The sequence below is a fragment of the Streptomyces sp. CB01201 genome (assembly GCF_002803085.1).
GTDB classification, from domain to species: Bacteria; Actinomycetota; Actinomycetes; order Streptomycetales; family Streptomycetaceae; genus Streptomyces; species Streptomyces hundungensis.
In genome coordinates this window covers 235,296-260,594 of record NZ_NNBJ01000009.1, presented here as the reverse complement: position 1 = coordinate 260,594, position 25,299 = coordinate 235,296, and the positions used below count along the sequence as shown (strand labels likewise).

The following is a 25,299-nucleotide window of genomic DNA, read 5'->3' as shown; positions in this document are numbered from 1 at the left end:
AGGGCGGTAGCGACCCCGCTTCGCGCTGACCGGGGCGGCGCGCGCGAGCGCTTTCTCCTTGACGCACAACGCTGGCACGGCCTTCCACGGTGCGGTCGACGGTCGCCGAGTCAGCAACGACGGGCCTGCGGTCAGACGGGACGGCAGGCCGCACATGCGTGGTTGTCGATCGCGGCCATCAAGTCCTGAGCCGCTGCCTGCACGGCGGGATCTCCGTCATCGGCCAGCCTGTCTGCCAGGCCCCTGCCGTCGAGTACGGCCTGGTGGGCCGCGTATTGGACGTCGAGCCGAGGAGGATTGGCCTGTGCGAGGACCGTCATGAGCAGCTGGATCACACCGGAGCGGCCGACGACAGCGTCAGTCACCGCGAGATCCCACAGGAACGGAACCGCCTCGGCAGTAGCGTCGAAGACGGACAGCTCACCAAGCCACAGGCTAAGATCACTCAACGCTGAAGCGCTGGTCAGTGCATCGCCCCACGCCACCCGTGACAGCCGGCCCGGAACCTCTTCCGCTGATCCATACGCGTGCGTCAGCTCGTGCCACCGAACGCGGCCCATGCCCTTGAGGATCGTCCCCACCACGTGCCCCCTTTCTGTGGACGCCGGCGACGCCGAGCGCCCTCAGTCCACCTCACGGAGCCCATCGATCGCGAGCCTACCCGGAGGGCGTTCCAGAACTCGCCTACATCTCGCCCACCGCCGAGGCCAGAATGTCCGCCCAACCCGCCCACATGTGTTCTTCGCTCTCACTTACGTAGCCAAGTAGCCGTGTTCGCTGGCGCCCGTCTGGTGTCAGTGCCTGCTGGCAGGATCATCGGCATGACACCGTTGCTTCTCACCGACATCGAACGCGCTGTTGGCAGTAGTTGGGGTGCCGAGACGTGCTTGCCCGGATACCGGTCGCGCTGGACTAAATCGTGATTCCCCGCCCGCCCGTGCCCGAGTGGCGCAGGCTCCGCTAGGAGTACGAGCTTCTCCGCGGCCGTGCCTTGGAGAAGCTCGATTGGCAGCAGGCGGCAGCCTCTGCAGCCGGGTCTCGTCAGCCGGCTTGAACCTGTTCGGTGCGTGCGCGAGCGCTGGCCAGACGATCGACGATGGCCGCGCAGGGCCGGGGATCGGTGAAGGTTTCGTCCACCCATCTGGGCCGGCAGACCTCGACCTGCCACCCGAACGGTCCGGCTGGGCAAACCGCCGCATCCAGCCCCACTCGACCCAATCGGCTGGTCCGCGCTCCAGCGCTGCGTGGCCCACCGCGACTCTTAGGGCACCAGCAACCCGCACATCATGGTCACCAGGGTTATCAAGATCGGGCAGCAGCCTGCATCGACGGCCTACCTCAGTGATGTCCTGGACCACTGTGGGGTGTCCCTCCCCGGACCTTCCGCGGTACCCGCCTCGCCGACCTGGTCAACATCCTCGACCCGAAAATCGTCGCCGCGGCCTTCGGTATGGATCCCGAAGGCGTCATGATCTACCTCGCCGACCACATCGATCCCGGACGCCTGCCCGAACGGGGCACACCTCGACGACTGGAGAACTCGTGAGCACCAAGCCGCCCGACCAGGAACTGTGGGACTCGTTCGTGGAGGCCAAGCGCGAACTGCACCGCCGGCAGGCCGACTTCTATCAGCAGGCGAGTGACCGGCAAGCCGTACTCCGAGCTGCCCTCGCTCCGGAGAGGGGGGCCTGGCAGCAGGGCACCGCCTTCGACTATCTCAACGCCTTCCACTACGACGTCATCCCGCTGCTGCCCGAGTTGTTCCGCTGGGCCGTCAAATCCGAGCGATGGGCCGGCCCCGCCCGCGAGGTCATCGCCGGCATCCCGAGCGATCAGCGCATACCGCTACTGGAACCGCTCTTCCTGGACCAGCTCGCAGCGGCCGAGGACGACGACTATCCGAACCTGGCCAGCCTGGCGGTCCGCTGCGAGGCCTGGCCTCTCCTGAAGCGACTAGTCCAGCAGGCCGGGAACCATGCCAACCCCGACGTCCGCGAAGTCGTCGATCACTGCAACCAGACCTACAGCCCCATGTAGCAGCGCAAAGCCTGAGATGCTCTCCCCGACCCGTGAAGTTTCGGCACCCCGTTGCACGGGTTCGCCGGAACAAGTGCGCTCTGCCGAACGCCTCGTTCGAGGCGATGGCGACGCTGATCTTCTCCTCGCGCTCGGTCAGAACCTGGAACAGCAACTCCGCGCTGCGGCGGTTGAGTTCCATGTAGCCGAGTTCATCGATGGATAAAGGATCGATGCGTCCGTAGCGGGCGACGGTCTTAGTGACCTGCTTCTCGTCGGCGGCGTCGGCCAGCTCGGTCACCAACTTCGTGGCCAGCGTGTAGCGAACTCGGTTGCCCTGCATGGAGCGTCATGCGATGCACGACCAGGAGCCTTCACCAGAAACAAGCCGATGCTGACCTGGCAAGCGCACCATTGCCTTCAGAACTCGTGAATATCACTCGACCGTGGAAGCTGGCGCCTCCCAAACTCATGTACAACCGCTGTCACGACTCGGGTTCTGGCGAACGTTCCGTGGATTGGTTACGGAGGGTCAGATTTTCGGGGCCATGCGATGACGGTCTGGATGGGCACGGAGTCGAGGTGAAGTGAGTTCGAAGTCCCGGTTGTCGCGTCCGGCGCTCTTGGGGTTGAGCCAGCGTTCGTACCAGTCGAGGAAGTCGGTGGAGGAGGAGACGTTGGGGCCCAAACCCGTCGCTGTCGCCAATCAGGATGCGACCGGTGAGGAGACCGGTCACTGGGATGAGACATACGTCGGTGCAGCCCATCTCGATAACGTTGAGAAAGAGGTCGTTTGTGATTTCCGGGTCCTGCGTCGTCGAAGCCTCGGGGTGTTCCTGGCTCTTCGAGCGGATTCATGACCAGCAGGGAACATTGACCCACCGGCAGGAGGCCGTAGAACGGCGCCGCGACCGAGCCGCCGATGTGTGTGAGGAACTGGCGATAGGCGACGGGCTCGCACAGCACGCCGGGGACGGGACCCCGGACGGCTTGCAGCATCTGCTTCCAGGTCCAGGTGGGATGCCGATGCAGTCCGCGATGGTCTCCGCGACTTCCTCAGCGAGCAACTGCAGGACGAAGACGCGGTGTTGATCGTCAATGAGACCGACGATCTCAAGAAAGGCACCGCCACGGTCGGGGTCAGCGCAAATACACTGGCACCGCCGGATGCATCAAGAACAGCCAGGTCGCTGTCTACCTCGCCTACTCCACATCACGGGAGCAGGCGGCGATCGGCGGGGAACGGGACGCGGCCCGTTGCCAGGCCTCCGGAATACCCGGGGCCGTACGCTTCGCCACGAGATCCGCACGCGCCGCCCGCATGATCGCCCGCGCCTTGGACGCCGGCGTCCTCGGGTCCTGGATGGTGGTCGGCGACGAGGTCTATGGGAGCAACCCGCACCTGCGGGCCGAGTTGGAGCACCGATAGCTCGGCTACGTCCTCGCCGTCGCCTGCGATCACCAGAGTGCCGTCGGATCGGCCTGAGCTGGAGGCGACCTGGGAGATCCGGCCCTTGCTTGTGGAGCGAGTATGGCAGTCGGTGTCCTCGGTAGAGGACTGCCGGTCGCCCCAGCTGCTTGGACGTCGTTTCTTATGGCTGTCAGAGCGGGATGAGAGCCTCCTGGCATGAGCTACGACCTTGCTGTCTGGGAAGGCGAGAGGCCGGCGGATGACAAGACCGCCGGCCGGGACTTCGACGACCTGTACGACCGCTACATCGACAGCGAGGTAGAAGAGCCTCCTTCCGAGCGCATCGCGGCCTACGTGGCCGCGCTGCTTGAGCGGTGGTGCGACCTCACCGAGGACGAGGAGGACACCTCCCCCTGGTCAACCGGGCCGCTGATCGGCGAGGCCAGCGGTCCGTTGATTTACTTCCCCGTGCGGTGGAGCATGGCTGAGGAGGCGTCGCCGTATGCGGCGGCCGTAGCGGAGTCCATGGGCCTGATCTGCTTCGATGTACAGCAGAACCGGCTCAGGCCGTGAGAAGGCTGGCCAAGCGGCGGTAGCCGATGAGGGCTGCGGCTATGCCGACGAAGGCGAGGAAGTGCTCGGCCTTCCGTTCATAGCGTCGGTGGAGTCTTCGACAACCGGCCAGCCAGGACACGGTTCTCTCGACCACCCACCGATGCCGGCCCAGCCGCTGCGAGGTCTCGACACCCTTGCGGGCAATGCGATGGCGGATACCGCGCTCGCGAAGCCATCGGCGCAGGTGGTCGTAGTCATAGCCCTTGTCCGCATGCAGCTTCGTCGGCCGCCGACGCCGGGGACCACGGCGGGACCGGATCGGTGGGATGCCGCGCATAAGCGGCTCCAGGCCCAGACTGTCGTGCATGTTCGCGCCGGAGATGCCCAGGGACAGCGGCAGTCCGTTCCGGTCGGTGATCAGGTGGATCTTCGATCCCAACTTGCCGCGGTCGGTCGGATTCGGTCCCGTCAGCGGCCCCCTTTTGCAGCCCGCAGACTGACCGAGTCGATCGCGCACCGCGACCAGTCCAGCTCGCCCCGCGCTCCGAGCTCGTCAAGGATCACGCGGTAGAGCCTTGCCCAGACCCGGTCCCGGCTCCACTGAGCGAACCGGCGGTGGACCGTTTGTCAGGCCGGGCCGAACACCGGAGGCAGTTGCCGCCAGGTGCAGCCCGACGTCGCCACGAAGATGATCGCCGCCAGGGCTTCACGGTCACCTGCCCGGCGTCGGCCACCGCCCTGCGGACGCATCGCCTCAGTCGGTGGCACCACCCGCCGGAACAGCACCCACAACTCGTCCGGAACCAGTCGCTCCACCAGATCCGTCATGCACGGATCAACGAACGATCACGCCATAAGAAACGACGTCTTAGTAGCTGCATGCGCCGTGTAGTCGGCCCGCCGCTCGGCCGGCGCATGGAGCCTGTTGAACCCTTGCCAAGGTCCCGTCCTTCGCGCATACACGGCCAATCCGCGGAACGAACCGAGGCTCGGAACCGACCAGTGTGCAGGCACAGTTCACCCCGGTGCCGACCAACCGCGTCGCCGGCTCCGGCAGGGCCCATGTGACTCTGTGCGGCAACCGGGCCACCGTCGACGTCACCGTCTCCGGTGTGCCGCGCAGAGTTCAGCAGGCCATGCACGTCCGCGTCAATGGCCGGGGTGCCCGCCCCGCAGCCTCCGCGGCGACCCAGCTCAACGGCCGCACCGCACTGTCGACCACAGACGGCCACCCTGCCTCCGGCATGATCGGTAAGTAGCTCACCACCAGGGGCGACACCAGTCCCGCCAGTGCCTTCGCGATCGCCCGCTTCCCCGTTGGCGGGTCCTTCCGCTACCAGCTGCGCACCATCACCCCTGCCCTGTGCGGCGTCCTGCGGGGATTTGATGGCCCTTCGTTACTCGTTGACAGACCAGTTTGGGATCATGCCCGCATGGACTTCAACCTTGCCCCGCCGACGGGCATTGGCCCGTTGCGGATCGGTATGGCTCGGCACGTGGCCAACACGGCGCTGGACTCACTCCGCGATCTCTCTGCGATCTCTGAATCTGATCGTGCGGGGCAGCACGTCTTCCGTCCCAGTGGGCTGATGATCAGCATCCACTGCATGCGAGACATGCTGGAAGCCGTCGAACTGGGAAGGCCGTTGTCCCAGACGGACCGGGTGTTGTTTCAGGGTGTGGATGTGTTCGCGCTTCCGGCCCGCGAGGTTGTCCGGCGCATGGGCGAGTTCACCTCGATCGAGGAGGATCCTGACGACGCTGCCTCCTTCATCGCCCCAGATTTGTTGCTGAGCTTCTGGCGTCCGTTCGCGGCCGACGACGAGCCCGAGGAGGAGCAGGGCTACCACTTCAGCTCGGTTCTGCTGGCACGGCCTGGCTACTACGACACCCCTGCTCAGGCCGCGGAGCGACTCCAGCAGAGCGTGACGGGTCCGTGAAGGCACCAGGTTGACGTGGCCTTCGACGGCACGGAGCTTCACGGCAGTGTGAGGCGGTGAGTGATCCACCCACGCCACCCACGACGGAAATGTGCGCGCCGGCAGGGACCTGCGTCTAACCGGCGCGGGCGTCCGGCTCGGGGGACCTCTGGCTACCCCGTACTCCCGGGGGCGGTGTCGTCGCGCCGGCGGGCCGGTCGGCTGTTTCGCGGCCGATCGGCGTGAAAGCTATTGGCGGTCAACACCCTCTGGTGTGAGGCTCGTTATCCATCTGCCCGTCTCGCCGATCTGCCGGTCTGCGGGCTCGGCGGGGTCGCCCGCCACGAGGGTTCCCCGGTCCTCCAGGAAGGATTCTCCATGACTGCTCCGGCACACGGGCCCGGCCTGCGCCGCCCCCTCCAGGCCGGGCAGTCGCGTCGAGCGCTGGTCGCGGGCTCCGTCGGCAACTTCATCGAGTGGTACGAATTCGGTGTCTACGGCTACTTCGCGACGATCATCGCCGCGCGCTTCTTCACTCCGGAGGGCGGCGGCGAGGCGGAGGCGCTGGTGAAGACGTACGCGTCGTTCGCGCTGGCGTTCTTCTTCCGGCCCGTGGGGGCGGCCGTGTTCGGCCGGCTCGGCGACCGTATCGGCAGGCGTCCCGTGCTGATCGTGGTGATCGCACTGATGACGGGCGCCACGACGGCGATCGGCGCACTGCCGACGTACGCCACCGTCGGCGCCCTCGCGCCCTGGCTGCTCACCCTTCTGAGGGTGCTTCAGGGACTGTCCGCAGGAGGGGAGTTCGGGGGAGCGGTCTCGGTGATGACCGAGTTCGCTCCCCCGGGGCGCCGCGGGCTGTACGGATCTTGGCAGTCGTTCACCGTGGCGCTGGGACTACTGGGTGGCGCGGGCGCGGCGGGACTGCTCGCCACCCTGCTCAGCGAGGAGCAACTGGGCGACTGGGGCTGGCGGTTGCCGTTCTTGCTGACGCTGCCGATGGGGTTGGGGGCGCTGTGGCTCCGGCTCAGGCTGGACGAGACGCCGGCCTTCGCGGCAGAGCGGGAAGAGGGACGGGAAGGGGAGCCTGCGCGGCCTGCCGCGGGTGAGGTGGCGTGGGCTGTCGCCCTCGGTGCCGGACGTGTCATGGGCTGGGCCGCGGCCGGCTACACCCTCCTGGTGGTGCTCCCCTCCTACCTGCAGAGCGCGCTGGACGCGAGCTTCCGGCAGGCGCTGCTGGCCACGGTCCTGGCCAACCTCGGCTTCGCGGCCACGATCATTCCGGCGGGGCTGCTCAGCGACCGGATCGGGCGGCGGCCGGTGATGCTGGCCGGCGCGGCGCTCGTGGTCGCCCTGGCGGTGCCGCTGCTCAACCTCCTTCAGGACAACGGAACGTCGAACGCTGCCAAGGGTGTGGCCGTGTGTGCCGCGGGCGGGGTGGTCGGTCTGATGGCGGGCCCGGGGCCGGCGATGCTCGCCGAGATGTTCCCCACCAGCGTGCGTTACACCGGCCTCGGACTCGCCTACGCCCTGTCCAATGCCGTGTTCTCGGGGTGCGCGGGTCTCATCATCACGGAAACCGTCAAGCGCACCGGGAACATCGACATCCCCGGGTACTACGCGGCGGCGACCTGCGCGGTGAGCGTCCTCGCGCTCGCCAAGGTCCCTTATCGGAAAGGGAGTTGAGTCATGCGGGTGATCGGCCTGATGTCCGGCACGTCGTACGATGCGATCGACGCGGCCGCGGCCGACCTGAGCCTCGTCGGAGACAGTCTCGCCCTGACTCCGCTGGGACTCGTGAGCGAGGACTACGACGACGGGCTGCGGGAGGCGCTGGCGGCGGCCTTGCCCCCGGCGGCCACCCATCTCGCCGAGGTGTGCCGGCTCGACACCCGGATCGGTCAGGCGTTCGCCGCGGCGGCCGTCCGCGCCGACCGCGAACTGTGCCACGGGCAAGCCGAGTTGGTCGCGTCGCACGGTCAGACCTGCTATCACTGGGTCGCCGAGGGGCAGGTGCACGGCACGCTGCAACTGGGGCAGCCCGCGTGGATCGCCGAGGCGACCGGACTGCCCGTGGTCGCCGACTTCCGGCCGCGCGACATCGCCGCCGGGGGACAGGGCGCACCTCTGGTGAGCCTGGTCGACCTGCTGTGGCTGCGCGGCCGGCCGGGGTGCCCCGTCGCGCTGAACCTCGGTGGCATCGCCAACCTCACCGCCCCGGACGGCACGGCCTTCGACATCGGGCCCGGATGCGCGCTGATCGACGCGGCGGCCCGGGAATCCAGCGGCGGTCGGCTCGCGTATGACGCGGACGGGGGCCTGGCCGCTCGCGGCACCGTCCACGAAACGCTGCTGCGGCGTCTGCTCGGCGAGCCCTACTACGCGTTGCCCGCGCCCAAGACCACCGGCAAGGAACTGTTCCACTCCGGGTATCTGCATCATGCGGTGGCCGGTCTGGGCCCGCTGGCCGCCGAGGATGTGATCGCCACCCTCACCGCGCTCACGGCACGAACGGTCGCGGACGCCGTTGTCGCAGTCGGCGCGTCCGAGGTGATCGTCTCGGGCGGCGGCACCCGCAACCCCGTGCTGATGGCGATGCTCGCCGCACGGCTTCCGAACCTGGCGCTGCGCCGCTCCGACGAACTGGGTCTGCCATCCGATGCGAAGGAGGCGTACGCCTTCGCGGTGCTCGGCTTCCTCACCGCACACGGCCTGCCCGCCACCCACCCGCGGAGCACCGGGGCCCGCCATGCGAGCATCCTCGGCTCGATCACTCCGGGCCGGGAGGGCCTGCGACTGCCACCACCCGCACCGCGGCCACCGGCCCGACTGGTGCTGGAGACGCCCCAGCAAGCCAGTTGAGGACGTTGCCTTCGCTTCAGTGTGTCGGAGCGGGATGCCATTGGCCGACATCGTGGGCTGTGGAGAGAACGGCGGCGTACCGGTCTCGCCGTGAACGTCTGCCGACTTGTCGGTCTCCCTGTCTGCCCCGTGCGGCCTTGCGGTGTCGAGGAGATTGCCCACGGAGGTGGCCGACGTGGGAAATGCGGCGGCCTGTATCCGCCCATGCCATTCGAGGCACAGGGCAGACCTTGCAGTAACTGGCTGTCGACACCGCGGGCGATGCGGGTGCCTGGTTTGTCGAACGGCGCGGGGAGGGGCCAGTGTTGAAGTCCGGCACCCGGCACGCCGATGCGTGGGTGACCGGCCCGGCACGGTCACTCCTGCTGACCTTGACCCGACGACTCCCTCTCGCCGACCGCGAAGCCGCCGGCTGTTCGCCGGCCAGGGCTCGCTCCGCGCAGGTTCAGGTCGCGGATGCCGCGCGTCGACGAAGGCATCACGCGGTCAAGATGCCGTTCTGACGGACCGGTGGTGGTCATGCGGGCGGCTTCGTGTTGGGTCGCACGCAGCAGGGAACTGTCACCTGCCTGCCTGCCTGCCTGCCTGCCTGCCTGCCTGCCTGCCATCGCAGAGCAAGTGGTCGGCCGGGTCCCGCCGGTGGCGTAGGGTTGTGTTCACCGACGCGGGGTGGAGCAGCTCGGTAGCTCGCTGGGCTCATAACCCAGAGGTCGCAGGTTCAAATCCTGTCCCCGCTACTCACTACGGCCCCTCGACGTGATGTCGAGGGGCCGTAAGCATGTCGGCACCCCGGCCATCACGGTGAGCACCCGACACGGATGGCTCGGCGTATACGAGCGCGCCCGGCACCGGAGCCGTCTCCTCGCGAGCCACCTTCCGGCGCCCTTCTCCGGCCCGTGCCGCTCGGGGCGCAAGAAACGGGGGGCGCTCGGGTTGTCCAGCGCCTTGACGAGCGGACCGCCACGGCCCACCACCCTTCACACTCTCCGCCGCGCTGCGCGAGTCCAGCGGCCATCCGTGTGGCTCCTGGCTCCCATGGACACGCATCTGCGTCCTTCCGGGGCGCGCACAGTGTCGAATGCGGTCTATGTCGAAGCTGTGGAGTCTCTGGATTCGAGTGGGCCTGGCCGCGTTGAGCGGGCTGCTGTCGGGATATGCGGCGTTGGCGGTGGCGGAGCTGGTGTCGGCCGCGGTACGCCCCCAGGCGAGCCCGGTGGTGGCGGTAGGAGGTGCGGCCATCGACCGGACGCCCCCCGCGGTCAAGGACTGGGCGATCCGTCACTTCGGCACGAACGACAAGCTGGTCCTCCAACTGGGCATCCTCGTGGTCCTCGCCCTGATCGCGATGCTGCTCGGGGTCATCGCGCTGCGCCATCGGCGGATCGGCGCTGCCGGCGTGCTGCTCTTCGGCGTGGTGGGGGCGCTCGCGGCGATCAGCCGTCCCGACTCGACCGGGGGAACGGACGCGCTGCCGTCGATCGTCGGGACGGTGGTCGGCGCTGGGTTGCTGTTCTGGCTGATCGGCCGCCTCCGTACGGACCGTCCGACCTTCCACACCGTCGGCGACGATGAAAACGCGGGCCGCCCACCGGCGGCGGTTGGCGCGGCGGGTGATGGCTGGGACCGCCGTGGTTTCGTCGTGGCGGCGACCGCGGCCGCGGCGGCGTCCACGGGGGCGGGCTGGCTCGGCCTGGCACTGAACGGCTCCAGCGGCCAGAGCGCGGTCGCATCTCGTGCGAAGGTGATCCTGCCGCGCCCGGCTTCTCCGGCCCCCCCGGTGCCCAAGGGCGCCGAGCTCCACATCCCGGGAATCAGCCCTTTCTTCACTCCGAACCCCGATTTCTACCGGGTCGACACCGCGCTGGTGGTGCCGAAAGTCGATGCGACCACCTGGCGTCTGACGATCCACGGCAAGGGCGTGACACGGCCGCGCACGGTCACCTTCGACGACCTGATTCACGGCCGGGCCGGGGAGCTCATCGAAAGGGACGTCACCCTGGCCTGCGTGTCCAACGAGGTCGGCGGCCCCTACGTCGGTAACGCCCGATGGATCGGAGTACGGCTCGCTGACCTGCTGCGCGAGGCCGGCGTGGTTCCGCCGTCGAAGGGCGGGCCGGCCGATCAGTTGGTGGCAAGGTCGGTGGACGGGATGACGATCGGCAGCCCGGTCGACGACGTCATGGACGGCCGTGACGCCATGCTGGCGGTCGGTATGAACGGCCAGCCTCTGCCCTTCGAGCACGGCTTTCCCGTTCGCATGCTCGTCCCGGGCCTCTTCGGCTACGTATCGGCGTGCAAGTGGATCGAAGACATCGAGCTGACGACGTTCGATGCCTACGACTCATACTGGGTGAAACGCAGTTGGGCACGCCGCGGCCCGATCAAGACGGAGTCGCGGATCGACACCCCCAAGCCTTTCGCCCGTCCCGCGCAGGGCACGGTGATGGTCGCCGGTGTCGCCTGGGCCCAGCATCGTGGCATCGACCGGGTCGAAATCCGTGTCGACGACGGACCGTGGCAGCGGGCCGACCTGGCCGCGCAGGACTCCACCGATACCTGGCGCCAGTGGTCCTTCCCCTGGAAAGCCGCCACTTCCGGCAGCCACACCCTCACCGTCCGCGCCACCGACCGCACGGGCACCGTTCAGACCGAGCAGCGCACGCCCACCATTCCCGACGGCGCCAGCGGATGGCACTCCGTCGTCGTCACCGTCCAGTAGGAGTCCAGCAGGAGTCCAGTGGGAGAACGCCTCGACGAATCGGCTCCAGCCCACTTCACAGGTTGGTTGAACGCGGCTGCGCCCCGCAGACCGCGTCGGGCGGCCAGAGCGCGCTTCTTCCGCCCGGACTTGCGGCGAATGGGCGCGGCCTGCGGGGACAGGGGCCGGCTGAGGGCCTACTTCATGGTGCCCATCATGTCGGAAGGCATGAGGACGCTGTCGATGATGTAGACGGTCGCGTTGGCGGTGGGCACGTTGCCGCAGACCACGGTGGCGGTCTTGTTGACCTTGTACGTGGTTCCCGATGCCGAGGTGGTGACCTTGCTCTTCTCCAGGGTGGTGAACGAGCCGTTCTTCAGCTGGTCCGGGGTGAGCTTCTCACCGACGACGTGGTAGGTGAGGATCTTGGTCAGGTCCGCCTTGTTGGCCAGGACCTTGTCCAGCGTGGCCTTCGGGATCTTCGCGAACGCCGCATTGGTCGGTGCGAAGACCGTGATGTTCTTGGCGTTGTTGAGGGTGTCTACGAGACCCGCCTTCTTGACCGCGGTCACCAGCGTGGACAGGGCAGGGTTATTGGACGCGGCGGTTGCCACCGGGTCCTTGGCCATGCCGGAGAAACTGCCCGCGCCCTGCTTGGGTACGGAGGAACACCCGGACCCAAAGGGCTGCGTGGCCGTGTCGGCGGCACTGGCTGCCGACGGGGCGAGGAGAGCCACCGACAGCGGCAGTGTGAGTGCTGCGGCCCAGGTCGCAGCACGGCGTGTACGTGTGGAGGTCACTGATTTTCCCTTCGTGGCAGTGGCAGGAAGGGGCGGGCACATGCTGCCCGTCGCGGGAGTCAGCCGCCTGCCGGAGGCTATGGCGTGAGCCGGAGGACGTGGGGGCCGCGACCGCCATGTGGGGGCGCTCCTCATCCAGGCGCCATGAAAGAAGCCGACGCACTCGCACTCTCATTATCTCCCCGCCCATCGGCGTTCTGTCCACCGCAAGCCCTGGCTGAAGCCCCCCGCTCGATACGACAGGGCGGGTGCGGAAGCGACTCGACGGGGCCGATTTGGCTCTGGTCGTCGAGTCCCGGTTGCGTGCTCGCCGCGCTTGCGCTGCCGCGGAGTCAGCTGCCCGAGCTCTCGGTGCGGGTGGCAATGCGTCGACCGCCTGGCGAAGTTCGTCCTGTACGAGGAACACCCATAGGGAATGGCCGACTTGGAGTACGTCGCGCAGCTGTGTGTCCACGCCGGGGAGGGGAGCGCCGCACACCGAAGAAAAGTGGTTGAGCCTCGGGTTGGACGAGTGGCAGGCTCGCCCGTCGTGACCGAGATCGCCAAGCTGCACGACGACGAAGTGGACATCGACGCCTGCCTGGTGGCGCGTCTGATCTCTGCACAGTTCCCCCAGTGGGCGGACCTGACGATCCGAGCCGTCGCATCCTCGGGTACGGACCATGTGACTTTCCGGCTCGGCGCCGATCTGGGCGTACGCCTGCCTCGCACCCCGTGGGCGGCAGGTCAGGTGGAACAGGACACCACGTGGCTGCCGCGCCTGGCCGCTCAGTTGCCGCTGGCCGTTCCCGAACCGGTGGCGATCGGGGCTCCCGGCCAGGGGTACCCATTCAGCTGGGGGGTGTATCGGTGGCTGGACGGGGAGGCGTTCCAGCTCGATCTCGTACGCGATCCCGCTCAAGCGGCGGCAGATCTCGCCGGATTCATCGGCAGCCTTCAGGCACTCGATGCGACCGGGGCACCGGTGCCGGCGGACGATCCGTTCAGTCGCGGCACTCCATTGGCGCCACGCGATGCTCTGTTCCGCGAAGCGCTGGACGAGCTCCGGGACGAATACGACACCGGGCTGGTGCTCGCGGCATGGGAAGCGTCGTTGGCGGCCGAAGCCTGGCGCGGCGCTGCGGTGTGGATCCACGGCGATCTGCTGCCCGGCAACTTGCTCGTGGCCGAGGGCCGGCTGTCCGCGGTCATAGATTTCGCCACGCTGCGCGCCGCCGACCCGGGTGATCGGTGAGCCTGACAGTCCTGGTGCGGCCAGGTTTGCCCTGTTCGATGTTGACGGCACGTTGATCGATGCCGCGGACAACGAGCTGCCGGTATGGCTCACGTGGGCACGGCGATAGGGTCTGGACCCCGCTGAGGTCTGTCAAGTGGTGAGGTCTGTCAAGTGGCGCTGTGGAAGCGGCACTTGGAGACGTTCGCGCAGGTTGCTCCGGACCAGGACCCCGGGGAGTGCGGCCGCACCGCATGCGTGGGAGGAGAACGAGGACGTCTGTTCCCGGCACCTGTGCACCCGTCGATGGTGCCTCGGGAACTGCTGAGTTCTCTGCACCCCGACGCGTCGGTGCTGGTGGCGTCGAACTACGAGCACCGGGTGCGCGGACGTTTCGAGCCCGGCGCACGGCTGCCCCGCAGCGTGCCCAGCGCAAGCGGCGGTGGCCCACCGGCAGGCGGGTCGGATGCTCACTGTGGTCCGCGGGGGCCGAGCCGGTGGTCGAGCGCGGCACCGACGTCGGGGCAGTTCGTGCGGATGACGTCGAGGAAGGCGTTCAATGCCGGGGAACGGTCCCGGGCAGTGAAGGACAGGACCAGATCGGGTAGCGGCGTGCGCGGGGTCACCTCGCAGAACCATGTGCCCGGTCGCGGGGCCGCCAGCATGCGCGAGGGGCCCAGGCCGACGCCCACCCCGCAGGCGGCGAAGCCGATGATGGTGTGGATGTCTCTCGCGACGGTCGCGCCGGAGAGCGCCGGGGAGTCCTTGCCCAGGAGGGTCCGCAGCGCGGTGGCGATGGCGGGCTCATCCTTGCCCGACGCCACGATCAGCGGCTGTCGCCGCAGTTGGTCCACGTCCACCGCCGGCTGCCCCGCGTACGGGTGCGTGCCGCTCACGACCGCGACCAGGTGGTCGTGTCCGACAGGCACCGATACCAGCTGCTCGGCCCCGACGCCCCGCGGGCGGCCGAGGCCGATCGCCAGGTCCAGTTCGCCGGCGACGAGCGCGGCCGTGCTGCGGTTCGTCGCCATCTCATGCAGCTCCAACCGCACGTCGGGCCGTTCCCGGCCGAACCGGCCGAGGACGTCCGGCAGGGGTTCGAGCAGCGCCGAGCCGATGAAACCCAGGCGCAGTCGGCCCGTCTCGCCGCGTGCTGCCCTGGCCGCGTCGACCGCGGCCGCCGCGATCTCGTCGAGCGCTCTGCGCGCCCGCGAGAGGAAGGCCGCGCCCGCGACCGTCGGAAACACCCCCTGGCGGGTGCGATCGAACAAGCGGGTACCCACCTCCCGTTCGAGGTCGGCGATCTGCTTGGACAGCGGAGGCTGCGCGATGCCCAGCGCACCAGCCGCTCGGCCGAAGTGTTCGTGCTCGGCGAGGGCCAATGCGTACCTCAGATGCCGCGCCTCCACGTCAGCCTCCCGGCCATATCTCACAGGTATCGCCAGCCAGCTTGTCAGATCTTTTGCTGGATGATCGGGGATGGGTCGCGTGGAATGCGGTCATGACCGATTCTTCCTTCCCAGGCACCGTCCGCACCGTCTTCGTCTTCGTGCACGGGGCCTGGCACGGCTCCGGGCAGTGGGCGGCGACGCAGCGCGCACTCGCCGGACTCGGCGCCGCGAGCATGGCCGTCGACCTGCCGGGACACGGCCTCGACGCGCCTCTGCCCAGCGGATACCTCCAGCCGGGCCAGCCAGGCCTGCTGACCGAGAAGTCCGCGCTCGCCGGCGTGACGATGGACGACTGCGCCGAGGCCGTCCTCGACACGCTGCGCCAAGCACGCCACCACCGTCGCGTCGTGCTCGTCGCGCACAGCGCGGGCGGCGGCCCCGCGTCACTGGCTGCCGAGCGCGCCCCCGACCTCGTCGACGAGATCGTCTACCTCTCGGCCTTCGTGCCCGCCGCGCGGCCCCGCTTCTTCGACTATCTCGACTCGATTCAGAACGCCACGGCACGAGGCCGGAGCCTCAACCTCGGCGACCCCGCAGTACTGGGCGCCGTGCGCATCAACCCGCTCTCACAGGACACCGCCTACGTCGAGGAACTGCGGCAGACCCACTACCACGACACCCCTCTGGACCGCTTCGACCGCTGGCGCTCGGCGCTGAGCCCCGACCTGCCGCTGGCGATCCCCACCACCCCGGTCATCGTGACTCCGCAACGGTGGGGCCGCGTCCCGCGGACCTTCCTGCGCTGCGCCGACGATCGAGCGCTGCCGACAGCCGTGCAGGATCTCATGATCGCGGAAGCCGACCGGGCCATGCCCGCCAACCCGTTCACCGTACGCACCCTCCCGGGCAGCCACAGCCCGTTCGCCGCCCGACCCCGTGAACTCGCCGCGGCCCTGCTGACGTGAGCAGTGGACGCCTCGTGCCGGGGGCGGCGACACGGTTCCCATGGGGAGCCGTGCGGTAACCGGCGCCACTGCACGCCACGTCGGTGCGGTCCGCGTACAAGATCGCGTTGCTGATCTCGCGTAGGTCGGGCTCGGCCGGTCCGGCCGAGCCTCAGCGCCCTGTTGCGGAGCCCTCCTATGGGCGTGCCTGCGTGGGCAGGGTGAGAATTTCGGCTCCGTCGTCGGTGATGGCGATGGTGTGCTCGCTGTGCGCGGTCCGGCAGCCCGTCGCGCTGCGCAGCGTCCACCCGTCGGCGTCGGTGACGAGTGTGGCGGTGTCGGCCATGACCCAGGGTTCCAGGGCGAGCAGCAGTCCGGGGCGCAGCTTGTATCCGCGGCCTGGCCGTCCGGTGTTCGCGATGTGGGGGTCCTGGTGCATGGTCGAGCCGATGCCGTGGCCTCCGAACTCGGTGTTGATCGGGTAGCCCGCCTCGCTGAGAACCGTGCCAATGGCGTGGGAGAGATCCCCGATGCGCGCGCCGGGCTTGGCGGCGGCGATGGCGGCGGCGAGTGCGCGTTCGGTCGTCTCGATCATGGCGACGCTCTCCGCCGGCCTGGCCTTGCCCACCAGAAAACTGATCGCGGCGTCCGCGGCCACCCCGCCCCTGGCGACGGCGAGGTCGAGAGTCAGCAGATCCCCGTCCGCCAGCGTGTAGTTGTGGGGCCGCCCGTGGAGCACTCCGTCATTGACGGCCGTGCAGATGTAGTGACCGAAGGGGCCGCGCCCGAAGGAAGGCGCGTAGTCGACGTAGCAGGACTGTGCTCGCGCCTCGGTGATCATCTCCTTGGCCCACTGGTCGATGTCCAGCAGGTTCGTCCCGACCGTGCTGCGCTGCCTCAGTGCGTGCAGGATGTTCCCGACCAGGGCGCCGGTGTCCTTCGCTCGCTCAAGTCGCGCGGAGTTCAGGATTTCAATCATGGGGACCTCGCAGGTGTGTCCAATAACTATACCGGTGTAACTGTACCGGTATTAGAATGGGGTCATGGTCAGGTTGCCGCTCACCCCCGCCGAGGTAGAACGCGGACAGCGCCTGGGCGCCCTGCTCCGTCGGGCCCGGGGCTGCCGCTCCATGCTGGACGTGGCGCTCGCCTCGCGCATCTCGCCGGAAACCCTGCGGAAGATCGAATCGGGCCGTGTGGCCACCCCTGCCTTCCCGACCATCGCAGCGATCGCCGACACCCTCGGCCTGTCTCTCGACGCCGTCTGGGCCGAGATCGAGAGCGGTCGGACGGAGCGAACCGCGGAGGATCAGCCGGCCCTGCCTGCCGTACGGCATCGCTCGCTGGTGTCGTAACACCCGCTCCCCACGGAAGATGACGCGCTGGACACATGGAGCCATAGGCGGCGCGGACAGTGAGTTCGTCCGCCGAATACGGGCCGAGACCGACTTCATCGTGGACATCACGCCGAGCGGTGCTGACTAACCGCGGTGAGTGACGCTTTCGACGAGGTCATCTCGCCGCTGCCGGGACAGTGCTCGGCGCGGCGGCAGCCGCCGACGGACGATGGGCGGTGGCAGGTGCGACCGCAGGTGTCACGGTCCTGCCCCATCTCGGCCAGAGGGTGAACCAAGCCCGCCGACTGAAGCGCGAATCCCCAGTGGCCTATCTGCTCGCGGCCGACCGTATACGGCGAGGGGGGAGTGACCGACGCGCACTGGGGCCACGCGTGGCCCCGTTTCTTCACCGCGGCTGGGGGGCGCTCTCCTGTGAGGGGCTGGCCGTTGTGGATGAATGCGGACCCAAGGGGGCCTCAACACCGGGTCAGGGCCGCCCCATGAAGGGGTAAGGGTTGCGCAGGTTGCCAGTTGTTCATCTCCCGGCTCTACTCGCATAGACCGCGCCGATGGTGTCATGCCGTCAGTCGCCCGGCACACGACGCCGAGCACCGACCGACGGAGCCCCCCACATGCACCACATACGCCAACTTGCCGCCGCCTCCTGCGCGTTGGCCCTCGCAGCGGCAGGGCTGGTCCTTTCGACCGCCACCGCGCACGCCGCCCCGGCCGCCTCCTGTTCGCAGTCCTACCTGCCGCTGCCCGACCCGGTCTGCCAGCCGGGCGCCTACAACCCGGACGTCACCCAGGCGACCATAGGGTCCACGATCTGCGTCTCCGGCTGGACCAGCACCGTCCGCCCCCCGACTTCCTACACCAACCCCCTGAAGGTCCAGCAGATCACGGCGTACGGCTACAGCGACACCTCCACCGCCGACTACGAGGAGGACCACCTCGTCCCGCTGGAGCTCGGCGGCGCCCCCCGGGATCCGAAGAACCTGTGGCCCGAGCCCCGTTACAGCACGGGTGGGAAGACCGCGGGCAACAAGGACACCGTGGAGAACAAGCTGAAGTCCGCGGTCTGCAACGGCCAGGTCGGACTTGACGACGCCCGTCGCGCCATCGCCACGGACTGGACGACCGCGCTGTCCGTCACCGGCGTCGGCTAGGTCTGTCCGGCCGATCATGTTCCTGCTGCGGGTCCAGGTCGTTTCTGCTGACAGCGGCTTCTTCCGGCCGGTGTGATTGACGGTGCGTCAAGGCAGGACGTGAGCCAGGGGCATAGGGCAACCGCCCTGCACGCGCGGGCGTCCTGCACGCGCGGGCGCCCGCCAGACGGCCCCGTGTGAGCGGGTGCCGTGTGGCGGGCGCGGAGGGAGTGCGGTGTGAGCGTTGCAGGCCGGCCGGTGTGTCAGCCGATGAGGGTGTTGTAGATCTGCCAGCCGGTGCCGATCTGGCTGCGGGTGGCGAAGGGGGCGGCGGGGTTGCCGGTGCCGCGGTAGAGCCAGAGGTTGCCCGAGGTGTCGCGGGCGACCAGGTCCGGCTTGCCGTCGTTGGTCAGGTCGGAGGTGCCGACGATGAAATTGTGCATCTGCCAGCCGGTGCCGATCTGGCTGCGGGTGGCGAAGGGGGCCGCGGGGTTGCCGGTGCCGCGGTAGAGCCACAGTTTGCCCGCGGGGTCCCGGGCGATCAGGTCCGGCTTGCCGTCCCCGGTCAGGTCGCCTCCGCCGACCAGCGTGTTGTAGATGTGCCAGCCGGTGCCGATCTGGCTGCGGGTGGCGAAGGGGGCGGCGGGGTTGCCGGTGCCGCGGTAGAGCCACAGTCTGCCTGCGGGGTCCCGGGCGATCAGGTCCGGCTTGCCGTCCCCGGTGGCGTCGCCCACGCCCACGATGCTGTTGTAGATCTGCCAGTTGGTTCCGGCCTTGATCCGAGGGGCGAAGGGGGCCGCGATGTTCCCGGTGCCCTTGTAGTACCACAGCGTCCCGGAGGGCTCTCGCGCGATCAGGTCGCCGGTGGCGTTGGCGCGGAAACCGGACAGGTCGATCAGGGCGTCGTAGGCCTGCCAGCCACCCCCGACCCGATAGCGGGACAGGAGCGGGGCGCCGGCCGCGCCGCTGCCCTGGTACTGCCAGAGCGTGCCGGCGCTGTCACGGGCGAACAGGTCGGAGCGCGTCGCACCGTTCGCCGGCCGGGTGCTGGAGATCTGCTGCACATCGTCGGCGCGGACCCAGGCGAGGCGGTGGTTGTAGCGGATCGGGATGAACTTCGTGGTTCCGGTGACGAGCTTGTGGTCGCCGGGTGCGCTGTTGTCGTAGTTCATCGCGTAGAAGTAGTCCCCGGCCACGGCCGGGCCGGCGGGAACGTATGCCTGGCCCGACTTGACGGCGTACTTCGTCAGCGCCTTGTCCGTGTCCGTCTGGACGGGCACCTGGGTGCCGGCGTAATCGGCGGTCTTCGGGTAGGCCCTGCCGTACACGGGAATCGAGGCGAGCCCAGCCTTCGGTGTCACGACCGGTTGTCCGGTGGTGCCGACGGGGGCGGTGCGCTGGCCGCCGGGATTGTAGAACCAGCCCTGCTTACCGCCGTACCAGATCGCCGTCCAGTCACCCTTGACCGCAGCGATGACGTAGCGGCCTCCGGTGACGGCCTTGGCGGCCCAGTCCGGGCCCTGGGTGGTGCCGGTCGCACCACCGCGCAGATAGGAATCCGAGATCAGAGGTGAACTGGTGGAGGCGTCGGAGTAGAGGTAGAGGAAGTTCGCCGGGTGGGGCGCCTGCGTCGTGCAAGGGGCGGGGGAGCAGTACACGATGGTCGGCTGGTTGGCCGTCGTGAACGGCGCAGCGATGGTGATCTCCTGGCCGACCGCGACCGGGCTGCCCGCACCGCCGTCACCGGTCGGCGCCCCCATCAGGCTGAAGTAGTGGTTCCAGTCCCAGTAGGGGCCCGGGTCCCAGTGCATGCCGGCGACGTTGGCGTCGAGCGGGCCGGGCACTTCGTCGTGACCGATGATGTGCTCGCGGTCCAGCGGAATGTTGAATCGGGTGGCCAGGTATTTCACCAGCGCTGCCGACGATTCGTACTGGGTCTCGCTGTACCAGCTGCCCGCCTTGATGGCGTAGCCCTCGTGCTCGATGCCGATCGAGTGCATGTTGAGGGTCTTGTTGCCTGCCTGCCAGGCGGTGTCCTTGGTGGGGACGAGCTGGCTGACCAGGCCGTCGGAGGCGCGGATGAGGTAGTGCGCGCTGGCGGACTGGGTCGGGTCCTGAAAGACACTCAGCGAGCTGTCGTAGCTGCCCTCGGTGTCGTGGATGACGATGTAGCGGATGTCGACGCCGTCGGCGGGACGGTTGGTGACGTCGTAGTTGCCGTAGTCCGCCGGGTCCTTGCTGTTCTGCTTGAACGCGGCGGGCCGGAAGTCGCAGTTGAGCCCCGCCGGGCACTCGGGCGTCGGAGCGGCTGCGGTACTGGCGAACGTCGTGGCCAGTTTCATCTTCGCCGGCTTGACGGGGGTGACCGACCGGTCGGCGGGCAGGACGACCCGCTGCCCGTCCGCCGTGACCCGGCTACTGCCGCGGTTGATGGTCTGGAAGACCCGCTGCGTGAACAGTTGGGCGCCCTTGGCGTCCGGAGCCTGGCTGTAGCGGGCGACGGCCGCGTACCACTGGCCCGCGTCCTTCGGCAGCGAGCCGGTGGCCTCCTTCTCGTACGCGGCCAGCAGCGCAGCGCCGCCTCGCACGCTTTCCGCCCGGTCGGTGCGCAGCGCCTCGGCCGACTTACCGGTCAGTTCGGCTGCCGTGTCGAGCGTGTGCAACCGGGGATCGGCGGTGTCCGCCTGGTCCTTGTTGGCCTGTAGGGCCCGGGAGGGGTTGAACTTCTTCATCCGGGCCGGATCGCCGCTCAGGTTCAGATGCGACAGCCGCTCCGCCCGGGTGGGCTCCTCCACGTCCTTGGCCGTCACCTGGGTCAGACCCATGACGTTGTAGTTCCCGGCCGTACTGGGCTGCCCCTGGTGTGTCTCCCACCGGGTCAAGTGGTAGGAGACGCCCATCAGTACGCTCTGCGGGACGTGGAACTCCTGCGCGGCGGCCGCGAACTCCCGCTGGAGTCCAGCGGCCGGATCCAGCGCAGCAGCCGCACTGCTGGACGGATCCGCCAGCGCGAACGTTCCGATGGCCGCCACGGAGCCCGCGATGAGCGTCGCCGCTATGCCAATGGGAAGAGCTTTCCCCGACCGGCGGTGTGTACGAGTCAACGACCTGCCTCGATCTTCCGGCGCATCACAGCGCCCCCCTATGTGTCACGTCTGAGACAGTCAGGACGCTAGCAGCGGTGAACACGAGGTGAGATCAAGTAGGTCTGGCTGGGGCCCGGTTACCGGCCACCTGGTGGCTGCCGCGGGCAGCCGCAGTGTCGGTTTCGGCCACCGTGGCGTCCGATTTGGCCCTGATCGTTCCCAGATTCCTCCGTGGAGAGGCTGGTTCCGGCCCCTGGGTAACGATTCGATATGTGTGAGCGCTGTGAAGGCCGTGAAGGGCGCTGAGGGGCGCTGAGGGGTGATCACCTCCCGTCGGAGATCGTCGTTCCACCCCGGCGGGCCACCGTGCCACCGCCCTCGGTGGGCGGGGTGGCGCGACGGACCGCCCATGAGCGCAGCGCCGCCGGGCGCCGGCCTCCGGCGCATCGAGTCACCGCGTCGGCCCCGGTTCGCCGGCCGCCATTGATCCGTGGCGAAGTCACCAGAGCTTGTCGTGCTCGCCTGGATACAGCTCGATGCGGGTGTGCTGGAACGATGCCTGGGCCTGCCTGCTCGCGGCAGAGAAGAAGTCCGCCATGGTGACCTTGTCGAAGCCGAGCCGGTCACTGGGAAAGGGGGCGCGCGGCGTCCCACCTATCACTACCGTGCCCGGAAGAAGGTGCCAGCCCGCGCTCTCGTAGAACGCCTGAAGAGGGCGGTCACAGGTGAACAGCCCCAAGTCCAGATTCCGGGCGATCATCATGTCCCGCGCCGCGGTTGCCAAGCGCCGCCCATGCCCGGACCCGCGTGCCTCCCGATGCGTCACGACCGTGCTCAACCCACCTGCCGCAAACCGTTGACCAGCGTGGACGATTTCCTTGGACAGGATGTCCAGCGCGGAGAGCACACGGCCACCGTCCATGAGGAGCATCGACAACGGCTTCAGCGCCGGGTCGTGGGTCGGCGCACCCGGTGCTGGACCGTCGCCGTCGGACGGCCAGGCCTGGTGCTGGAGCTCCAGCACCTGGACACGCAGCTCGCAGGGAGTGGCTTCTTCGGGGAACGACAGGATCCGCATGCCCTGATTCTGCGTGACGCATCCGAACGCCGATGCGCCATGTATCAGGCGCCATGCGCCATGTGTCAGGCGTCAGAGGCGGATTGGGCGAGTGGTTGAGGGTAGGGGCTAGGACCATGGGAGCCCCAGAGGAGGACCGCCAAGCGGCATCGACGTCCGGGTAGGCCCGCACATCGCGGCAGTGGTGGACAGGCAGACTGCCGCGATGCGCGAGTTGTTCGGGCCGTTCGGGCCGTTGAGGTTGTTCAGGCCGTTCAGGCCGTTCAGGTTGTTCAGGGGACTATGCGCCAGCGTTGTTGGTCGGCGGGGAGGGCGCCGCAAGGGCGGACTTCGGCGACTTGGAGCACGTTGTCGTTGGGCGACAGGTCGGACATGCACCATCCGTCGTCCTTGCTGACCAGGCGGACGAACCCGTCCGCCCCGGCGATCGGCTGGATCGACCACTTCTGGTTGCTCGTCATCTGCCCGTTGATGAGGCTGGCCTCACGCCCGACCGCGCCCCACATCTGAATCTGGTTGCCCTCCCGCAAGTTGTCGATGACGGCCCACGGTTCCGAGGAGGAGGTGAAGGCGAATTCGTCGCGTGGCAGGGGCCGGACGTACCAGTACTGGTCCCACGTGGGGTTGTCCTTGATCTCGCGCCAAGTCGTGACGTTCCGTCCCTCCCGGCTGTCGGATGTTTTCGTCGTCAGGTACATCCCGAGCCCGGACTGGATCCGGACCAGCTTGGTGGGGTCGTACTGCGGCTTCTTCGGACCGCCACCACCGCCCCCACCGCTGCCGCCGCCTTCCGGCTTCGGCTTGGGCGCCGGTGCGGCCGGGGCCGACGGCGGCGGCGGGGCCGGCTGGTTCGACGGGGAGGGCGGCGCGGACGGCAGCGGGCTCTGCGAGCCCTGCGGGAGCGGTATCTGCTTGGCGGGTGCCTGCTCCGCGGCCTGGCTCTTGACGCCGGTGTCGTGTCGCAGCCAGATCATGACGAACACCACGAGCAGTGCCAGCAGGATCGAACCGACCGCGAGGACCCACCGCGGGAACACGGACGGCTGGAGGTAGGTGCCGCGCAGCTCCTGCGGAGCCGGATCGCCGGACCTCAACACCCCCACCGTGAAGGGGTGTTGACGCGTTCCGCCGAACCAGCTCACGTTCACCGCGGTCAGCTCCACCTCGGCGAAACCGGCCCGGCCGGGATCGACCTGCACCGCGGTGGGGTTCGCCTCGACGTTGGCGGCGTCACCGTTGTCGCGGGTGGAGAACGACGCCGTCAGCGGCTGGTTGCCGAGATTGTCGACGGCGAGCCGGCCGCGCGCCCGACGCCGGCCCCGCACCGAGCGCGGCACCAGCTCGGCACGCATCTCGGCGAACGGACCGACGGTCAGCCGCCCCTCGACGACATCGGCCTCATGAGGGTGCTCACGCGGATCGACCCGGATACCGAACACACTCGGCCCGGCGATCGCGTCCGAGGTGCGCGGCGGCGCGAACGTGATGTCGGCGACGCCCTCCGCCCCGGGATAGAGCCGCAGCACGGCCGGCTCGACACGCGCCCACCCGGCCGCGTCACCGACCACCGTAAGCCGGTACTCCTCGACGGTGTCCCCCGTATTGCGCACCCGCAGCCTGACGGCAGCGCTGTCACCGGGGGCGACGGTGGTGGCGGGGGGCTCCAGGGCAGTCCACATACTCATCCCATGTGTGTAGCGACTTCTTCGGCGTGCCTGTCCTGCTGAAAGCTGAATCTCTGTCAGAGGGGCGGCGGGGAACATCAATTGTGCGACGGACGGTCGGCAGGGCGGCACGCGGGGCGTCCCTGGACCGTCATGCGTACTCGACACGGGCAAGGCGACGGCCGCTCGGCGCCGGGACGGCCGGATGGGCCGACGGGCGCTTCTTGTCAGACGCCCGGAACCTTCGCAGGGGCATCGGGGGTCGCCCAGCGTTCCTCGGCGAGTGCGGTCAGCGTCCGCAGGGCGGCGGTGGGCTGCCGGTCCTTGTGGAGGACCAGGTGGACGCCGAGGACCGGGCGGTAGGTCCACGCCAGGGGTGCGAGCTCGCCGCGCCGGATCTCGTCCGCGACCGCGGCCGCGGGCAGCAGCGCGATCCCGAGTCCGGCTGCGGCGCACCGCTTGAGCGCCTCCGTGCTGACGAACTCCATGCGGGCCGGGTGGATGCCGGCCGACGCCAACTCGCGCTCCATCACCTCGCGTTGGGCGCAGCCCTTCTCGATGAGGAGCAGGGTTTCCCCGGCCAGGTCCGCGGTGGGCACCCGGGTGCGCCCCGCGATCGGGTGGCCCGGGTGCGATACCAGCCGCAGCTCCTCCTGGCCGAGCACCTTCGATGTCAGCATGGGGCCGCCGACCTCCTCCTCCAGGAGGAATCCGGCGTCCAGGGTGCCTTCGCCGAGTGCGGCCAGGAGAGCTCCGCGGCTGGCCGGTCCGAAGATGACCTGGAGCAGCGGAAAGCGATCCTTGAGGGCGCGCAGGACGGGCGGCAGGCGGTGGGCGCAGAGGCTTTCGGGCGCGGCGATCCGCAGCGTCCCGCGGACGTTCTCCGGGCTGCCGCAGGCCGCTCTCACCGCGTCGGCGGCCTGCTCGGCGTCGTGCAGCAGGGTCTGCGCGTGGGGGAGCAGTGCGCGCCCGGCGTCGGTGAGCGCGACCCTGCGGCCCAGCCGTTCGAAGAGCGGCGCGTCCAGGTCGCGCTCCAGCCCCTTGATATGCGCGGTGACGCTGGACTGCACATAGCCCAGTTCTTCCGCCGCCCGGGTGAAACTCATGTGCCGGGCCACAGCCGTGAAGGTCGTCAGATGCTTCAGCTCCACGGCGTGATCGTAGATCTCGATCGTTC

Annotated in this window: 19 protein-coding genes, 1 tRNA gene and 3 pseudogenes; 13 read left to right on the top strand and 10 right to left on the bottom strand. The window is 68.8% G+C overall.

The genetic code is table 11. The annotated features are described in order from the left end of the window. Positions 1-131 precede the first annotated feature (131 nt). On the bottom strand, positions 132-581 hold the full coding sequence (locus CG740_RS20270; protein WP_100576675.1) for a hypothetical protein: 450 nt from the start codon (positions 579-581) through the stop codon (positions 132-134). Positions 582-1,542: 961 nt separating this feature from the next. On the opposite strand from CG740_RS20270, the gene CG740_RS39760 reads away from it, so the two are divergent. Then, positions 1,543-2,037, top strand: coding sequence for a hypothetical protein (locus CG740_RS39760; protein WP_159030359.1), 495 nt, complete (start codon positions 1,543-1,545; stop codon positions 2,035-2,037). Between the two features lie 82 nt (positions 2,038-2,119). Here CG740_RS39760 and CG740_RS20260 read toward each other — a convergent pair. After that, a pseudogene (locus CG740_RS20260) lies at positions 2,120-2,362 on the bottom strand (ATP-binding protein); the annotation flags it as partial. 608 nt (positions 2,363-2,970) lie between these two features. On the opposite strand from CG740_RS20260, the pseudogene CG740_RS41930 reads away from it, so the two are divergent. Both CG740_RS41930 and CG740_RS20240 read left to right on the top strand, forming a co-directional pair. After that, positions 2,971-3,442, top strand: a pseudogene (locus tag CG740_RS41930) (transposase); the annotation flags it as partial. A gap of 201 nt (positions 3,443-3,643) precedes the next feature. Beyond that, positions 3,644-4,000 (top strand): hypothetical protein, encoded by a 357-nt coding sequence (locus CG740_RS20240; protein ID WP_100576589.1) that lies wholly within the window; start codon positions 3,644-3,646, stop codon positions 3,998-4,000. Here the strand turns inward: CG740_RS20240 and CG740_RS20235 are convergent. Beyond that, a pseudogene (locus tag CG740_RS20235) lies at positions 3,990-4,810 on the bottom strand (IS5 family transposase). The gene CG740_RS20240 and the pseudogene CG740_RS20235 overlap by 11 nt on opposite strands. A gap of 197 nt (positions 4,811-5,007) precedes the next feature. Between CG740_RS20235 and CG740_RS20230 the strand changes: the two are divergent. The 6 genes from CG740_RS20230 to CG740_RS20200 all read left to right on the top strand — a co-directional run bounded on the left by CG740_RS20230 (position 5,008) and on the right by CG740_RS20200 (position 11,482). Beyond that, on the top strand, positions 5,008-5,241 hold the full coding sequence (locus CG740_RS20230) for a hypothetical protein (protein ID WP_159030358.1): 234 nt from the start codon (positions 5,008-5,010) through the stop codon (positions 5,239-5,241). Positions 5,242-5,415: 174 nt separating this feature from the next. Continuing rightward, the gene (locus tag CG740_RS20225; protein ID WP_100576587.1) at positions 5,416-5,922 is read left to right on the top strand and encodes a hypothetical protein; all 507 of its coding nucleotides are present in this window, start codon (positions 5,416-5,418) and stop codon (positions 5,920-5,922) included. Positions 5,923-6,279: 357 nt separating this feature from the next. Next, entirely contained in the window at positions 6,280-7,587 is a 1,308-nt protein-coding gene (locus tag CG740_RS20220; RefSeq protein ID WP_100576586.1) for an MFS transporter, read from the top strand. A 3-nt stretch (positions 7,588-7,590) separates the two neighbouring features. Continuing rightward, positions 7,591-8,763 (top strand): anhydro-N-acetylmuramic acid kinase, encoded by a 1,173-nt coding sequence (locus CG740_RS20215; protein ID WP_100576585.1) that lies wholly within the window; start codon positions 7,591-7,593, stop codon positions 8,761-8,763. Between the two features lie 663 nt (positions 8,764-9,426). Next, positions 9,427-9,500, top strand: a tRNA-Met gene (locus tag CG740_RS20205). 350 nt (positions 9,501-9,850) lie between these two features. Continuing rightward, positions 9,851-11,482, top strand: a complete 1,632-nt coding sequence (locus CG740_RS20200) for a molybdopterin-dependent oxidoreductase (RefSeq protein ID WP_234376387.1) — start codon at positions 9,851-9,853, stop codon at positions 11,480-11,482. Positions 11,483-11,658: 176 nt separating this feature from the next. Here the strand turns inward: CG740_RS20200 and CG740_RS20195 are convergent, their stop codons facing one another. Then, positions 11,659-12,303 carry a fasciclin domain-containing protein gene (locus CG740_RS20195; protein ID WP_100576583.1) on the bottom strand — a complete coding sequence of 215 codons (645 nt, stop codon included), beginning with the start codon at positions 12,301-12,303 and terminating at the stop codon, positions 11,659-11,661. 487 nt (positions 12,304-12,790) lie between these two features. Between CG740_RS20195 and CG740_RS20190 the strand changes: the two genes are divergently transcribed. Then, positions 12,791-13,495, top strand: a complete 705-nt coding sequence (locus CG740_RS20190) for an aminoglycoside phosphotransferase family protein (RefSeq protein WP_199846519.1) — start codon at positions 12,791-12,793, stop codon at positions 13,493-13,495. Positions 13,496-13,944: 449 nt separating this feature from the next. On the opposite strand, the gene CG740_RS20185 is transcribed toward CG740_RS20190, so the two are convergent. Beyond that, positions 13,945-14,883, bottom strand: coding sequence for a LysR family transcriptional regulator (locus CG740_RS20185; RefSeq protein WP_100576581.1), 939 nt, complete (start codon positions 14,881-14,883; stop codon positions 13,945-13,947). A 92-nt stretch (positions 14,884-14,975) separates the two neighbouring features. Here CG740_RS20185 and CG740_RS20180 point away from each other — a divergent pair, with 92 nt between their 5' ends. Further along, entirely contained in the window at positions 14,976-15,830 is an 855-nt protein-coding gene (locus CG740_RS20180; RefSeq protein ID WP_100576580.1) for an alpha/beta hydrolase, read from the top strand. A gap of 175 nt (positions 15,831-16,005) precedes the next feature. On the opposite strand, the gene map is transcribed toward CG740_RS20180, so the two are convergent. Continuing rightward, positions 16,006-16,788 carry a type I methionyl aminopeptidase gene (gene map, locus CG740_RS20175; RefSeq protein WP_100576579.1) on the bottom strand — a complete coding sequence of 261 codons (783 nt, stop codon included), beginning with the start codon at positions 16,786-16,788 and terminating at the stop codon, positions 16,006-16,008. Between the two features lie 64 nt (positions 16,789-16,852). Between map and CG740_RS20170 the strand changes: the two genes are divergently transcribed. Beyond that, positions 16,853-17,164, top strand: coding sequence for a helix-turn-helix domain-containing protein (locus tag CG740_RS20170; protein WP_100576578.1), 312 nt, complete (start codon positions 16,853-16,855; stop codon positions 17,162-17,164). Between the two features lie 614 nt (positions 17,165-17,778). Next, positions 17,779-18,315, top strand: a complete 537-nt coding sequence (locus CG740_RS20165) for a hypothetical protein (protein ID WP_100576577.1) — start codon at positions 17,779-17,781, stop codon at positions 18,313-18,315. A 242-nt stretch (positions 18,316-18,557) separates the two neighbouring features. Here CG740_RS20165 and CG740_RS20160 read toward each other — a convergent pair whose 3' ends face one another. The 4 genes from CG740_RS20160 to CG740_RS20145 form a co-directional block, all read right to left on the bottom strand. Beyond that, positions 18,558-21,326, bottom strand: a complete 2,769-nt coding sequence (locus CG740_RS20160; protein ID WP_234376386.1) for an N-acetylmuramoyl-L-alanine amidase — start codon at positions 21,324-21,326, stop codon at positions 18,558-18,560. A 553-nt stretch (positions 21,327-21,879) separates the two neighbouring features. Next, positions 21,880-22,458: a GNAT family N-acetyltransferase gene (locus CG740_RS20155; RefSeq protein ID WP_100576575.1), complete on the bottom strand. Its 579-nt coding sequence runs from the start codon at positions 22,456-22,458 to the stop codon at positions 21,880-21,882. A gap of 272 nt (positions 22,459-22,730) precedes the next feature. Continuing rightward, on the bottom strand, positions 22,731-24,143 hold the full coding sequence (locus CG740_RS20150) for an RICIN domain-containing protein (protein WP_159030357.1): 1,413 nt from the start codon (positions 24,141-24,143) through the stop codon (positions 22,731-22,733). Positions 24,144-24,349: 206 nt separating this feature from the next. Then, positions 24,350-25,273, bottom strand: coding sequence for a LysR family transcriptional regulator (locus tag CG740_RS20145; RefSeq protein WP_100576674.1), 924 nt, complete (start codon positions 25,271-25,273; stop codon positions 24,350-24,352). Positions 25,274-25,299 lie beyond the last annotated feature (26 nt).

Coding starts and splice junctions, on each gene's coding strand:
- CG740_RS20240 (WP_100576589.1), top strand. CDS start 3,644: ATGAGCTACGACCTTGCTGTCTGGGAAGGCGAGAGGCCGGCGGATGAC.
- CG740_RS20225 (WP_100576587.1), top strand. CDS start 5,416: ATGGACTTCAACCTTGCCCCGCCGACGGGCATTGGCCCGTTGCGGATC.
- CG740_RS20220 (WP_100576586.1), top strand. CDS start 6,280: ATGACTGCTCCGGCACACGGGCCCGGCCTGCGCCGCCCCCTCCAGGCC.
- CG740_RS20215 (WP_100576585.1), top strand. CDS start 7,591: ATGCGGGTGATCGGCCTGATGTCCGGCACGTCGTACGATGCGATCGAC.
- CG740_RS20200 (WP_234376387.1), top strand. CDS start 9,851: ATGTCGAAGCTGTGGAGTCTCTGGATTCGAGTGGGCCTGGCCGCGTTG.
- CG740_RS20195 (WP_100576583.1), bottom strand. CDS start 12,303: ATGTGCCCGCCCCTTCCTGCCACTGCCACGAAGGGAAAATCAGTGACC.
- CG740_RS20180 (WP_100576580.1), top strand. CDS start 14,976: ATGACCGATTCTTCCTTCCCAGGCACCGTCCGCACCGTCTTCGTCTTC.
- map (WP_100576579.1), bottom strand. CDS start 16,788: ATGATTGAAATCCTGAACTCCGCGCGACTTGAGCGAGCGAAGGACACC.
- CG740_RS20170 (WP_100576578.1), top strand. CDS start 16,853: ATGGTCAGGTTGCCGCTCACCCCCGCCGAGGTAGAACGCGGACAGCGC.
- CG740_RS20165 (WP_100576577.1), top strand. CDS start 17,779: ATGCACCACATACGCCAACTTGCCGCCGCCTCCTGCGCGTTGGCCCTC.
- CG740_RS20155 (WP_100576575.1), bottom strand. CDS start 22,458: ATGCGGATCCTGTCGTTCCCCGAAGAAGCCACTCCCTGCGAGCTGCGT.
- CG740_RS20150 (WP_159030357.1), bottom strand. CDS start 24,143: ATGAGTATGTGGACTGCCCTGGAGCCCCCCGCCACCACCGTCGCCCCC.